Below are 12,867 nucleotides of genomic sequence, written 5' to 3'. Positions count from 1 at the left end.
GGTATGCCGAGCCACCGACAGCCGGCCCGGTAGCGAGTCGCCGCTCCTCAGCCCCGCACCGCAGGCGGCGCCCAGCCGGTGGATTCGGCCCACGTGCGAGCGCGCAGGTCAGCGGCGCCGAACCAGGGCTCCTTGCCGTCGACGTAGTGCTCGATCGAGCCCGCCTTCGCGGCGAGCTCGGTCTTCATGCTGGCGTACGAGGCCCGCTCGTGCGGATCGGCCCGCAGCCAGTCGCGGAACATCAGCGCCCAGGTCCAGCCGGGTGAGCCCACCTCGCGGACATGGACGTGGGCGACCCGGCCGGGGTCGCACGACCCGTGGAACCGTTTGGGCCACGGCGCACCGTCCTTGCCGTTGTCGAACCAGTTGCCCTCGGCCCGCACGAACCCCGCGGCAGCCATCGCCGCGACGAACTGCGGCGTGTCTGCGTCCGCGAGCGAGGTGACCCCCACCTGGAGGTCGATGACGTCCTTGGCGACCAGCCCCGGCACCGCGGTGGAGCCGATGTGGTCCAGCGTCACCGCGACGTCGCCGACGGCGTGCCGGATGCGGGCGACCAGGCGGGCCGCCTGCGCTGGCCACGTCGGGTCCGGCGCGGAGATCGTCGGGTGGGACAACCGCGATCGGATGCCGTGGGTCAGGTTGAGGTCGAAGGGCTCGATCCGCTCGTGCCACAACCGCATGACCGCGGCCCGCAACGCCTCGGGGGTGCCCTCGTTGTCGAGCCACACGTCGGCGGCGGCACGGCGTTGCTCCTCGGTGGCCTGGGCGGCGACGCGGGCCCGCGCGTCGCTCTCCGTCATGCCGCGCAGGTCGACGAGCCGCCGGACCCGGATGGACTCCCCCACCCCCACGACGACGACGAGGTGGTACTCGGCCCCCATCTGCTTCTCGACGAGCAGGGGCATGTCGTGCACCATCACCCGCCCCGGGGGCACGGCGGCCATGAGGTCGCTCGTGCGGGCCCAGATCGCCGGGTGGGTGATGGCCTCGAGGTCACGCAGGGCAGCGGCGTCCCCGAACACGAGGCGGCCCAGGGCCGGGCGGTCGAGCACCCCGTCGCTGGTCACCACCTCCGGCCCGAACCGGTCGGCGATGGAGCCCAGCGCAGGGGTGCCCGGTTCGACGACCTCGCGCGCCACGGCATCCGCATCGATGACGACGGCACCCAGCGACGTCAGCTGGGCCGACACCGTCGACTTGCCCGACCCGATGCCCCCGGTGAGGCCCACGCGCAGCATGCCGTGACCCTACAAGGAGTCGTCACAGGTGTTTACCGATTCGTCGTGGCACGACGATGCGCGCGCCTGGCCTGCCAGCCATGGCAACCACACACACCGTCGTCTCGGGCGACACCCTCGGACAGATCGCCGCCACGCACAAGGTCGCCCTCGCGGACCTGGTGAGTGGAACGGCATCAAGGACCCAAACAAGATCTCCGTGGGGCAGGTGATCCTCCTGACCGACCCGAACCCCACCCACACGGTCGTCGCCGGGGACACGCTCGCCAAGCTCGCCGCCACCTACGAGCTCACCGTGGACGACCTCGTGCGCTGGAACGCGATCAAGGACGCGGACCTCATCACGGTGGGTCAGGTGCTGAAGCTGGGCGGACCTCCGGCCCCGCCTGCTCCCCCGGCACCGCCCGCCGAGCAGATCCACGTTGTCCAGCCGGGTGACACCGTGTCCGAGCTGGCGCAGAAGTTCGGCCTGCGCTGGTTGGACATCGCCGCGGTCAACAAGCTCGAGGACATGGACCTCATCATCGTCGGACAGAAGCTCGTGATCCCGGCCCAGGGCCTCGCCCGCTGACCCCAACAGACGAAGGCCCGGCCACCCCTCGCGGGGTGACCGGGCCTTCGTCGGTGACGTCACGGCATCCGATCACGGATGCCGATGGCGTCAGTTACCGGTGAGCTTCTCGCGCAGTGCGGCGAGCGCCTCGTCGGAGGCGAGGGTGCCCTCAGCAGCGGGAACCGGCGGACGCGGGGCGCCACCGTCCTCGGCCGGCGTGGAACCGGTCTCGGACGAGTAGGACGTCTCGTTGCTGCCACCAGCAGCCTCGGCGTCGGCCTTGGCGAATGCCTCGACCTGGGCCCGGTGGGCCTCCCAGCGGGCGTGCGCCTCGGCGTACTGCTTCTCCCAGATCTCACGCTGCGACTCGAAGCCCTCGAGCCACTCGTTGGTCTCGGCGTCGAAGCCCTCGGGGTACTTGTAGTCACCCTTCTCGTCGTACTCGGCAGCCATGCCGTACAGCGTCGGGTCGAACTCGACCTGGTTGGCGCCGTCCTCGTTGGCCTGCTTGAGCGACAGCGAGATGCGGCGACGCTCGAGGTCGATGTCGATGACCTTGACGAAGATGTCGGTGCCGACCGTGACGACCTGCTCGGGCAGCTCGACGTGGCGCTCGGCCAGCTCGGAGATGTGGACCAGACCCTCGATGCCGTCGTCGACGCGCACGAACGCACCGAACGGGACGAGCTTGGTGACCTTGCCCGGGACGACCTGACCGATCGCGTGGGTGCGGGCGAAGTGCTGCCACGGGTCTTCCTGGGTGGCCTTCAGCGACAGCGAGACGCGCTCGCGGTCCATGTCGACGTCGAGCACCTCGACGGTGACCTCGTCACCGACCTCGACGACCTCGGACGGGTGGTCGATGTGCTTCCAGGACAGCTCGGAGACGTGGACGAGACCGTCGACGCCACCGAGGTCGACGAACGCACCGAAGTTGACGATCGAGGACACGACACCGCTGCGGACCTGGCCCTTGCCGAGCTCCTTGAGGAAGGTCGTGCGGACCTCGGACTGGGTCTGCTCGAGCCAGGCACGGCGCGACAGGACCACGTTGTTGCGGTTCTTGTCGAGCTCGATGATCTTGGCCTCGATCTCCTTGCCGACGTACGGCTGGAGGTCGCGGACGCGACGCATCTCGACGAGGGAGGCGGGGAGGAAGCCTCGCAGGCCGATGTCCAGGATGAGGCCACCCTTGACGACCTCGATGACGGTGCCGGTGACGACGCCGTCCTCTTCCTTGACCTTCTCGATGGTGCCCCAGGCGCGCTCGTACTGGGCGCGCTTCTTGGACAGGATCAGGCGGCCTTCCTTGTCCTCCTTCTGGAGAACGAGGGCCTCGACCTCGTCGCCGACCTTGACGACCTCGTTGGGGTCGACGTCGTGCTTGATCGACAGCTCACGCGAGGGGATGACGCCCTCGGTCTTGTAGCCGATGTCAAGCAGGACCTCATCGCGGTCGACCTTGACGATGACTCCTTCGACGATGTCTCCGTCGTTGAAGTGCTTGATCGTCGCGTCGATGGCGGCGAGGAGGTCTTCCTCAGAGCCGATGTCGTTGATGGCGATCTGAGGGGCGGTCTTCTCGACCGTGCTGGCAGTCATGTAGTAGGAACTCCGATGTGGACAGATGGAATCGATGGGATCGTACGGGCGCACGAATGACCGGAAATGGTCACACGGGTGCTGGGGCAGCCTACTCGGCGGGGAAGGTCCACGGCAAAACGCCTCCGACCGTGGGACGGCGATGAGCGGCGAGGCGCTGCGCGCACCCCTTGGCGGTGACGAGACGCGGGCGGCGAACCGCTCGTGGTGGGACGGTGAGTCGCAGGACTACTACGCCGAGCACGGGGCCTTCCTCGGTGACGCCGAGTTCGTCTGGGGCCCCGAGGGGTGGACCGAGGACCAGCTCGACCTCGTGCAGGTGCGCGACGGGATGACGGTGCTCGAGATCGGGGCGGGTGCTGCCCAGTGCTCACGCTGGCTGGCGCGCACGCACGACGTGCGGGTGGTCGCCAGCGACCTGTCGATGGGCATGCTGCGCACCGCCCAGCGGATCGACGCCGGGCCGGTCGACAACGGCGAGGCGGGCGAGGATGCCGGCCGCGCGGCATCCGCGTCGCCCCACCGACCGCTCCCCCTCCTGCAGTGCGACGGCCTGGCGATCCCGCTGGCCGACGCCAGCGTCGACCGGGTCTTCACCGCGTACGGGGTCATCCCGTTCGTGGCGGACAGCGGCGCCGTCATGCGGGAGGCCGCCAGGGTGCTTCGACCGGGGGGACGGTTCGTGTTCTCGACGTCGCACCCGGTGCGCTGGGCCTTCCCCGACGGCCCCGGCCCTGCCGGCCTGACGGCGATGACCTCGTACTTCGACCGCACGCCCTACGTCGAGCGGGAGGCGGGCGTGGTCACCTACGCCGAACACCACCGCACCCTGGGCGACCTCGTGCGCCAGGTGGTGGCCGCGGGGCTGGTGGTCACCGACGTCGTTGAGCCCGAGTGGCCCGAGCACAACACCTCGGTGTGGGGCGGCTGGTCACCGCTGCGCGGGGCCCTGCTGCCCGGGACCCTCATCGTCGTGGCAAGTCAGCCGGGGCCGACCGGCCGATGACCGACGCAGGCCCGCCACCCCTGCTGGGGCGGCGGGCCTGCGCGTTGGGTGGTCAGTGCCGACTGCGGCGGGTGATCTCGTCGAGGGAGACGTCCTGGGAGCCGTCCGTCGAACCGCCCGAGGCGCCGCGCACCAGGAATAGGCCACCGAGGGCGGCCAGGGCACCGAGGCCGAAGGCGATCCACGGCACGAGGCCCAGGGTCCGCAGCAACCCGCCGCTCTCCTTGGCCGCGTCGACGTTGGCCTGAACCTGGGCATCGGTGAAGGAGACGTCGAGGTCGAGGGCGTTGTCCCCGGAGTCCAGCACGCGCTTCTGCTGCTCGGACTGGTCGATGATGGAACCGGTCACCGGGTCGATCCACAGCCGCTTGGTGTCGCTGAACGTACCGGAGATGCCCTCAGAGATCTCGGCGGGCTCGTCGGTGAACTCGATGAGGAACTTGTAGGTGTTGAGCCCGTTGATCTCCTCCTCGCCATCGAACTTCGCCTCGACGGTGCGCCCGAGCAGGCCGTCCCAGACCTGGTAGGACTTCTGCTCGACGTCGAAGGGGAACTTGTTGATCAGTCCCTCTTTCGGCTCGGCGCCGGCTCCGACGTACGCCTCGTCGTTGACGGCCAACGCGGTCACTCGATCGGTGGCGAAACGGTCAGTGGCGATGCTGATGGTGCTCTCGTCGTCACCCGGGCAGTTCCCGGTGGAGTCCGGCGCCGCCCGCCAGAGGCAGGTGAGGTTGTCGAACACGATGACATCGCCGTCGGAAGCGGTGCCGTCGGCAACGGTTCGACTGAGGTACCGGACATCGGTCATCGGTTCCGAGAGATAGGCCGCTCGGCCGGTCAACTGCGTGTCGGAGTTGACGTCCAGCGGGGTCCTCTTCACCTGTCCGGGAACGTAGATGAGGGTCAGCAGCGCCGTCGTGACGAGAAACCCCGCCAGGCCGAGGAGGACGAAGCCCAGAGTCTTGCGCATGGCACCATTGCCCTTATCTTTAGTGGTGAGATCGCCGTGACCTTACCAGTGAGTACAGAGGTTGCACCCGCGATTGCCGCGCGCCGTGAGAAATTCATCGGCGCGTGTTCGCTGAACGGCCTAGACGAGTTCGGGATGACCGCGGAACCACGCGATCGTCCGCAGCAGCCCGTCCTCGATCGACACCTGCGGCGACCAGTTGAGTCGCTCACGCGCCAAGGTCGTGTCAGGCCTGCGAACCGAGGGGTCATCCACCGGTCGATCGACGAAGGTGATCGTCGAGGACGACCCGGTGAGATCAATGACCCACTGCGCGAGCTCGAGCACCGACAGTTCGTGCGGGTTGCCCAGGTTGATGGGGCCCGGCTCCGCACTGTCGGCCAACGCGAGCACCCCGGCGACGAGGTCATCGACGTAACAGATCGACCGGGTCTGGCTCCCATCGCCCGCCACGGTGAGCGGCTCGTTGCGCAGGGCCTGACGGATGAAGTTCGGAATGGCCCGTCCGTCGTTCGGCCGCATCCTCGGGCCGAACGTGTTGAAGATGCGCAGGATGCCGGTGTCCACCCCGTGCGTCTGCCGGTACGCCAAGGTCATGGCCTCGGCGAACCTCTTCGCCTCGTCGTACACGCCTCGCGGACCGACCGGATTGACGTTTCCCCAGTAGCTCTCGGGCTGGGGGTGCACCTCAGGGTCCCCATAGACCTCCGACGTGGATGCCAGCACGAAGCGGGCGCCCTTGTCGCGGGCCAAACCGAGCGCGTGCAGCGTACCGATGGAACCCACCTTCAGGGTCTCCACCGGCATCCTCAGGTAGTCGATGGGGGATGCCGGACTCGCGAAGTGCAGGACCAGATCGACCTCACCCCCGACGTGGACGAAGTCGGTCACGTCGGTCCGGACCAACCGAAAACTCGGGTTGGCCATGAGGTGGTCGACGTTGTCGGGCGACCCGGTGAGGAAGTTGTCCAGACACACCACCTCGTCGCCGCGAGCGAGGAGTGCCTCGCACAGGTGCGACCCGAGGAAGCCGGCTCCTCCGGTCACCACGGTGCGACGCGTTGCTGACTGCTTCCCCACGACGTGCCTTCCTCCAGCTCCGAGCAGCGGTGGTCGCGGACGCTACCACTCGCCCTTGACCGTTCTCGCCGACGCACCCGCGATCAGTCGCCTAGGGTGCCGCCCATGACCACTCGCCTCCCCGCCCTGGACGGCCTTCGGGCCGTGGCCGCAGGCCTGGTCGTGCTCACTCATGCAGCGTTCCTCGCAGGTTTCGGCGCGACCGGCGGGCTGACCGGACGCCTGTGGGCACGCGGCGACTTCGGGGTCGGGATCTTCTTCGCCCTCTCCGGATTCCTCCTGCACCGCGGGCTGGTCGCCCAGGACGCCCGCGGCAGACTCGACGTCCCCGGCTACGCCCTGCGCCGTGCCGCGCGGGTCCTTCCTGCCTACTGGGTCACCCTCGCCGCCGTGGTCATCGCCGCCAACCCGCCCCTGCGCGACTGGCTGCTGCACGCAGCCCTGCTGCAGATCTACGTTCCCGACGCGTGGATATCGGCGTTCGGCCAGTCGTGGAGCCTGGCCACCGAGGTCTCCTTCTACGCGGCTCTCCCGCTCATCGTCATTGCCCTGCGGCCACTTCGCCGACGCAACGAAGCCCTTCCCCTTGTCGTCCTGGTGATGGCGGCGTTCCTGACCACCGCGGCATCCGGGCTGGGGGCCGGCGAGGTCTTCGGGGAGGACATCCAGTTCCACATGTGGCTGCACGCCCGAGCGCCGCAGTTCCTCGTGGGCATGATCTGCGCCGAGGCACTCCTGGTGTCGTCCTCGCGGATCTCCAGACGCCTGTCGTCGTGGGCAGCCGACCCGGCCATGTGCCTCGCCGTGGCCGCCGGAGCGTACCTGCTCGGAACTACTCCCCTCGCCGGCGCGCTCACCGTCGAGGCCGCGACGTGGAGCGACCTCATCGTTCGCACCGCCCTGTGCACGGTGGTCTCCTTCGCCCTGCTGCTCCCACTCGTCCACGGTGGAGAAAGCCTCTACCGCACCGTCCTCTCCCACCCGCTCGCCCGCTGGCTCGGTGCGGTCAGCTACGGCATCTTCCTGTGGCACCTGCCCGTCTTCTTCGGCTTGTACGCGGTCTCCGGTGTCGAACTCTTCCGCGGTGGGTTGCTGCCCCTGCTGGCCATCGGAGTTCCCGTGACCCTGGCCCTGGCTGCCCTGAGCCACCAGTGGATCGAGCTACCGTCCTCTGCGCTCGCCGCGAGAATCCTGAGTCGCCATCGCGATCGCGAACGCCACGATCAGCATCAGCCGGACGCACCCCTCGACCACTGAGCCGTTCGCCCCCGCGGCCGTGGCCACGACCTGCGCGCCCGCCGCTGCGAGACAGAGGAAGGCCACGACCGCTGCGAGCAGCAGGCGCCGGTGCCGTCCCAGCCTGCTGATGCCCACCCCCACGGCGCCTGCCGCCAACCCCGCGGGCCCCGCGATGAGACCGGACCACACGAGCGCGGCCAGTGGCGGGGCGGGGCTCACGGCATCTCCGCGCACGGGCGCCGGCTCACGACGCGGACCACGCTCAGGCCACAGCGCCACGATCGCGAGGATCCCTGCGAGCAGGGCGCCGACGGCGAGCCCCCAGCGATAGGGGCGGTCCGGGGCGAAGTCGATCGTCAGGCGTCCGGCAGCACCTTCGGGAACGACGAAGGCCTGACGCCGCCCGTCGACGACCTGCGGCTCCAGCGCCTGGCCACCGAGGCTGGCCTGCCACCCGGGGTTGGCGTTGTCGGACATGACGAGGACGCGGCGTGAGCCCGACGGTGCCACCTCACCGTCGATCGCGGTCGGGCTGGTCCGTCGGTGGGGCACCGCCACTGACTGCGCGGCTGGAATGGGCTGCACAGGAGCCAGGACCGCACTGCGCGGGGCGAGGCCACGCCATCGGCCGACAGTGATCGTGTGGGCGTCGCCGTCGCGCACCGTCACCGGCGCGCAGGCCTCCCACGTGAAATCGCCGGCGCCGAACAGTGCTTCTCGTGAACCCTGGGCCCGGGTCGGCACCGGCTGACCGTCGATCGTCAACTCCGGCCCCTCGCCACACGGGCTGCTCAGCTCCCGAACAGGCGTCGGGAAGTCCTGCCCGACGATCTGGACCTCCTCCACCGCCAGGGCGCCGAGACCCCGCCCGCCGGCCTCGGGAGCCGGCGCGAAGCGCAGGGTGACCACCCTGGCCGTGGTCGGGGGGATCTTGAGGACGCCGTGCTCGGGCACCCTCAGCGTCACCGCCGTGTCGTCGACGCGCACCGAGACCACCGGAGCCTCGTCCTGCGACCACCGCGACCGGGTCTGCACCCTGATCGCCTCGATGTCGACGGGCTGGTCGAGGGTGATCGTCAGCGTCGGCGCGACGTCGTCCGCGGCCGGGCTCCACGCGGTTCGTGGGTCCGTGTCGACGACCGATGCCGGCAGGCCGGTCACCCCCGGAGCGCGCACGCTGGTGGCGGTGACCGCCACCCCGGGGACGTCGACGAGGTCCGTGGGCGGCGTCGCGGGGTCGACGGCCAGGGTGCCGCGGGCGACGCGCTGCCCCGGGGCCAGCCCCTTCACCTCGCGCACCAGGGGCCCGGTGGATTCCGGGGCCACGAACACGCCGGAGTAGCAGACGAACTCGCGAGTCAGGTGGGCGCAGCCCTCTCGCCCCGGGAGACCGGCACCGAGGACCGTGGTCTCCGCCGGCGAGACGGTGGCAGTCGGGGTCGCGACGGTCTCGACCGGCACGAGTCCCGGGATCGCCACGTTCGACAGGCCGGTAACCACGTTCGAGGGTTTGCCCTTCGCGGTGTCGCGCACCCGAACACTCACGTGGGTGGTGGCGCCCGGTGGAAGATCGATGCTCGTCGGCTCGCCGAGGGCGGACAGCCGAGCATCGACCGAGCCAGCGTCAGTGGTCACCGTGACGTTCGTGGCGACGCCGAAGGCCTGGCCGAAGCGATCCACTCGGGCCGGAGTCACCACGACCCGAGGAATGTCCGCTGGATCGTCCAGCACCACTGTCCACGTCGGGTCTGGGTCGAAGGCCGTCAGCCAGGACGTCGAAGGGCTGCCGTCGACTGCCGCGTACGCACGGTGGGCCGGTTGCAGCCCCGCGGGCCCGAAGTCCTGAGCCAACGAGGTACTCGCCCGAACATCGCGGATGCCGGTGTACGCCACCAGGGACCGCCACCGGATCCCGGGCCACGGCAGGTAGTCCGATGCCGTCAGAACTCGTCGCGCATCGAGCCCGCTCGTGACGTCCTGCCCGCGTGGAGCCCCGAACCACCGGTCCCTTGCCCTGAACCCGTCGGTGAGCGCCCGGGACCCGGGCACGAAATCACCCTGACGATCGCCGTCGAAGACGATCGGGCGCCCACCAAGGCCCGCGTCGGCCAGTCGGGCGAGGTCCTCCGACGCGCCGGAGGACCCCATCACGCCGTCGGCGTCCCACACCTCGAGGTCGGTGGCGACGTCGCCCACCACGGCATACACCTCCACGGGAAACACTCGCTCGCCAGACCCGTCGCGCACGGTCTTCCCGAAGCCCTTGACGAACTGGACGTCCGGGGTGTTGATGAGGGCGGAACGCGACAGCGCCACCGGAGGTTGCCCTGCCTGGTCGACCGCGAGGTCATTGCGCAGCACGAGGTACCTGACACCGGATGAGCGCAGGGTCGAGGTGGCGCCACCAAGGGAGCCTCCTGTCTGCAGGCGGCTCTCGATCTCGTCCAGGAGTCGGATGGTGCCGGCGGGGGTGAGGGGAACGGCATCCCTCACGGCGAAGGGGGCCGACGTCAGCGACCGGAGCGGCTCATCCATGGGCCGCCCCCAGAAGTACTCGCCAAAGCTCGAGGCGGGCACGATCAGCGCCCTGCCGTCGCCACGGTCATCCAACCAGCGCCCAACCTCCTGCCAGTGCGTCGCGACCTCGGCGAATGAGCCCCGCGGCGCGATGTCACCGCTGAACCCCGGCGCCGCCGCGCCGACCACCGTGAGGGCGACGCCGCCGAGCGCCACGGCCGGCATCCACTGCCGCCGAGGTCGCCACCTCGACAGGGCCGTCAGGGTGTACGCGAGGCCGACCACGAGGGGCAGGCGAATGAGCAGGTCCGCCTTGTGCACGTTGCGCAACGGGGCCAGTGGACCGTCCAGCAATCCCTGGACCTCACCGCTCAACGGCGAACTCAACGCGCCCTGGTGAGGAAGGGCGAGGACCAGCACTCCCAGGGCGAGCACGACGACGAGGAAACGACGATGAGGGAGCGAGCGCACCAGGAAGCCGGCCAGCCCGAGCGCTGACACCGCCGCGGTGGCGAGGATGAGGACTGGCGACGAGACCGTCTCGAAGCCGGCAGGCCACCACACCCCGCCCGAGGTGACGAGGTGGCCGAGCCAGTGGGTGGTCCCACGGAAGGCGTCGAACAGGGTGATCCTCGCCGTCACGGTCTGGGCGTTCTCGATCCAGTCGAGGAACGGGGGCGAGTACCGTCCGAGGACCACCAGCGGCACGAGCCACCAACTCGTCGCCGCAAGAACCGCCGCGCCCCACCCCCCGGTCAGCACATCCCGCCACCATGCACGGCGAGTGAGCAGCCACACCGCCGACGGCAGGATCGCGAAGGCCGTCGCCGTCGCGTTCACTCCCCCACAGCACAGGATCGCCAGACCGCTGAGGGCCACCCCCCGGCGCACCCCCAGCTCCCCCCGATCGATCATCACGAGCGGGAGCAGGATCGCGGGGGCGAGCAGTTGCGCATGCGCCTCCGACGAGAGCCCGCCGATGGTGGCGATGACCCGGGGCGCCAGGACGTAGGCGAGCGACGCGATCACCCGCACCCCGACCCCGCCGATGCCGAACACCCGAAGGAGTCCCATCATCGACAGGAAGCCCGCGGTGAGCAGCGCCATCCACCACAAGCGCTGGACGACCCACATCGGGAGGATCTCCGAGCCGAGACCGAAGAACGGCCCCATGGGAAACAGGTACCCGTAGGCCTGGTTCTGGAGCCCGCCCCACGTCACCTGCGGGTCCCACACGTGCAGCGATCGAGCGAGGAACCCCCAGGGGTCGAGGTACAGGTCGACCTTGGTGTCCACGGCGATCTTGTCCCGGGGGACCGACCACGCCACGCTCCACACGACGAGGAGCCCGGCCAGGGTGCGCAACCGTCTGCCGTCAGCGGTGGGCCGGGAAGGCGTCGTCATCGAGGTCCACGCGCGCGTGCGAGGCCTGAGTGCCTCCGCCGACGGACACCGGTGGGGTACCTTCGCCTTTGCTCGGAACGCACCCGGGCATGGTAACCATCCAGACCCACCCCCACCGTCAGACCACCGCTACGAGGACGAATGTCGCTGCGCGTTTTGCTGCTGAACTGGCGAGACGAGAACCACCCCGAGGCCGGCGGCGCCGAGCGGTACCTCGTGACGGTCGCCGAAGGGCTGGCTGCTCGCGGTCACTCGGTGACGTTCCGCACCGCGGCCTATCCCGGCGCGCTCCCCGACGAAACCCTCGGGGGGGTCCACTACGTGCGGCGGGGTGGCCACTACTCGATCTACCCCCGAGCGGTCCTGGGGCGCAGCCAAGCCGGCCACGACGTCGTCGTGGACGTCCAGAACGGGGTCCCCTACCTCTCGACGCTGGTCACGTCGAAGCCGGTGGTCAACCTGGTGCACCACGTTCATCGTGAGCAGTGGCCCCTGGTGTTCGGGCCGCGCAGCGCGCGGTTCGGCTGGTGGCTGGAGTCCCAGGTCGCGCCGGCGGCCTACCGGCGCTCCACCTACGTCACCGTCAGCCAGTCGACGCGTCGAGAGCTCATCGACCTCGGCGTCGACGCGGACCGCATCACGGTCATCCACAACGGCACGGATGCGACGGCGGACGACAACCACGAGCGGTCAGCCACGCCACGGATCCTCGTCCTGGGACGGCTCGTTCCCCAGAAGCGCGTGGAGATCGCGTTGGATGCCGTGGCGCGGCTGCGGCCCCGGTTCCCCACCCTGCACCTGGACGTCGTCGGTTCAGGATGGTGGGACCCGATGCTGCGAGACCACGCGGCACGCCTCGGGATCGAGGACATGGTGACGTTCCACGGTCATGTGTCCGAAGGGGAGAAACACCGCCTCCTCGCTCAGGCCTGGGTCCATGCCATGCCGAGCCTGAAGGAGGGTTGGGGGCTGGTCGTCGTCGAGGCCGGGGTCCACGGCACGCCGACGGTGGCCTTCCGCGAGGCCGGCGGAACGACGGACTCCATCCGTCACGCAGAGACCGGGCTCCTCGTCGACCATGCCGACGGAGAAGGGGTGGGCGAGTACACGGACTCCCTGGCAGAACTGCTCACCGATCACACCCGCCGCACGCGGATGTCGGAAGCCGTGCGGGAGTGGGTGGCGCGCTTCCGGTGGCAGGACTGTGTGCAGTCCTGGGAGGACCTGCTGGTTCGCGAGGTCGAAGGATGACGCC

The 12,867-nt window shown here is 69.7% G+C and carries 9 protein-coding genes; 4 read left to right on the top strand and 5 right to left on the bottom strand.

The window, feature by feature from the left end:
• Nucleotides 1-47 precede the first annotated feature (47 nt).
• Nucleotides 48-1,241: a dephospho-CoA kinase gene (coaE, locus tag C8E84_RS02115; protein ID WP_159899071.1), complete on the bottom strand. Its 1,194-nt coding sequence runs from the start codon at nt 1,239-1,241 to the stop codon at nt 48-50.
• A 199-nt stretch (nt 1,242-1,440) separates the two neighbouring features.
• On the opposite strand from coaE, the gene C8E84_RS02105 reads away from it, so the two are divergent.
• Nucleotides 1,441-1,812 carry a LysM peptidoglycan-binding domain-containing protein gene (locus tag C8E84_RS02105; protein ID WP_159899067.1) on the top strand — a complete coding sequence of 124 codons (372 nt, stop codon included), beginning with the start codon at nt 1,441-1,443 and terminating at the stop codon, nt 1,810-1,812.
• A 90-nt stretch (nt 1,813-1,902) separates the two neighbouring features.
• Here C8E84_RS02105 and rpsA read toward each other — a convergent pair whose 3' ends face one another.
• A complete protein-coding gene (rpsA, locus tag C8E84_RS02100; protein WP_159899065.1) occupies nt 1,903-3,396 on the bottom strand; it encodes a 30S ribosomal protein S1 in 1,494 nt (497 codons plus the stop codon).
• A 142-nt stretch (nt 3,397-3,538) separates the two neighbouring features.
• On the opposite strand from rpsA, the gene C8E84_RS02095 reads away from it, so the two are divergent.
• Complete coding sequence (locus tag C8E84_RS02095) at nt 3,539-4,402, top strand: class I SAM-dependent methyltransferase (RefSeq protein WP_159899063.1); 864 nt, start codon at nt 3,539-3,541, stop codon at nt 4,400-4,402.
• A 52-nt stretch (nt 4,403-4,454) separates the two neighbouring features.
• Here the strand turns inward: C8E84_RS02095 and C8E84_RS02090 are convergent, their stop codons facing one another.
• The gene (locus tag C8E84_RS02090) at nt 4,455-5,372 is read right to left on the bottom strand and encodes a PorA family protein (protein ID WP_159899061.1); all 918 of its coding nucleotides are present in this window, start codon (nt 5,370-5,372) and stop codon (nt 4,455-4,457) included.
• A 120-nt stretch (nt 5,373-5,492) separates the two neighbouring features.
• Nucleotides 5,493-6,452 carry a UDP-glucuronic acid decarboxylase family protein gene (locus C8E84_RS02085; RefSeq protein WP_159899059.1) on the bottom strand — a complete coding sequence of 320 codons (960 nt, stop codon included), beginning with the start codon at nt 6,450-6,452 and terminating at the stop codon, nt 5,493-5,495.
• A gap of 105 nt (nt 6,453-6,557) precedes the next feature.
• On the opposite strand from C8E84_RS02085, the gene C8E84_RS02080 reads away from it, so the two are divergent.
• Nucleotides 6,558-7,709 carry an acyltransferase family protein gene (locus C8E84_RS02080; protein ID WP_159899057.1) on the top strand — a complete coding sequence of 384 codons (1,152 nt, stop codon included), beginning with the start codon at nt 6,558-6,560 and terminating at the stop codon, nt 7,707-7,709.
• Here the strand turns inward: C8E84_RS02080 and C8E84_RS02075 are convergent.
• Nucleotides 7,614-11,612, bottom strand: coding sequence for an alpha-(1->3)-arabinofuranosyltransferase domain-containing protein (locus tag C8E84_RS02075; RefSeq protein ID WP_159899055.1), 3,999 nt, complete (start codon nt 11,610-11,612; stop codon nt 7,614-7,616). The genes C8E84_RS02080 and C8E84_RS02075 overlap by 96 nt on opposite strands.
• A gap of 141 nt (nt 11,613-11,753) precedes the next feature.
• Here C8E84_RS02075 and C8E84_RS02070 point away from each other — a divergent pair, with 141 nt between their 5' ends.
• Complete coding sequence (locus C8E84_RS02070) at nt 11,754-12,863, top strand: glycosyltransferase family 4 protein (protein ID WP_246196725.1); 1,110 nt, start codon at nt 11,754-11,756, stop codon at nt 12,861-12,863.
• The last annotated feature ends 4 nt before the right edge of the window (nt 12,864-12,867 follow it).

It is taken from the genome of Ornithinibacter aureus (assembly GCF_009858245.1).
Lineage (GTDB): Bacteria > Actinomycetota > Actinomycetes > Actinomycetales > Dermatophilaceae > Fodinibacter > Fodinibacter aureus.
The sequence above is the reverse complement of the archived record's forward strand: the minus strand, read 5'-3'. Positions and strand labels throughout refer to the sequence as shown.

Coding starts and splice junctions, on each gene's coding strand:
- coaE (WP_159899071.1), bottom strand. CDS start 1,241: ATGCTGCGCGTGGGCCTCACCGGGGGCATCGGGTCGGGCAAGTCGACG.
- rpsA (WP_159899065.1), bottom strand. CDS start 3,396: ATGACTGCCAGCACGGTCGAGAAGACCGCCCCTCAGATCGCCATCAAC.
- C8E84_RS02095 (WP_159899063.1), top strand. CDS start 3,539: ATGAGCGGCGAGGCGCTGCGCGCACCCCTTGGCGGTGACGAGACGCGG.
- C8E84_RS02090 (WP_159899061.1), bottom strand. CDS start 5,372: ATGCGCAAGACTCTGGGCTTCGTCCTCCTCGGCCTGGCGGGGTTTCTC.
- C8E84_RS02080 (WP_159899057.1), top strand. CDS start 6,558: ATGACCACTCGCCTCCCCGCCCTGGACGGCCTTCGGGCCGTGGCCGCA.
- C8E84_RS02075 (WP_159899055.1), bottom strand. CDS start 11,612: ATGACGACGCCTTCCCGGCCCACCGCTGACGGCAGACGGTTGCGCACC.
- C8E84_RS02070 (WP_246196725.1), top strand. CDS start 11,754: ATGTCGCTGCGCGTTTTGCTGCTGAACTGGCGAGACGAGAACCACCCC.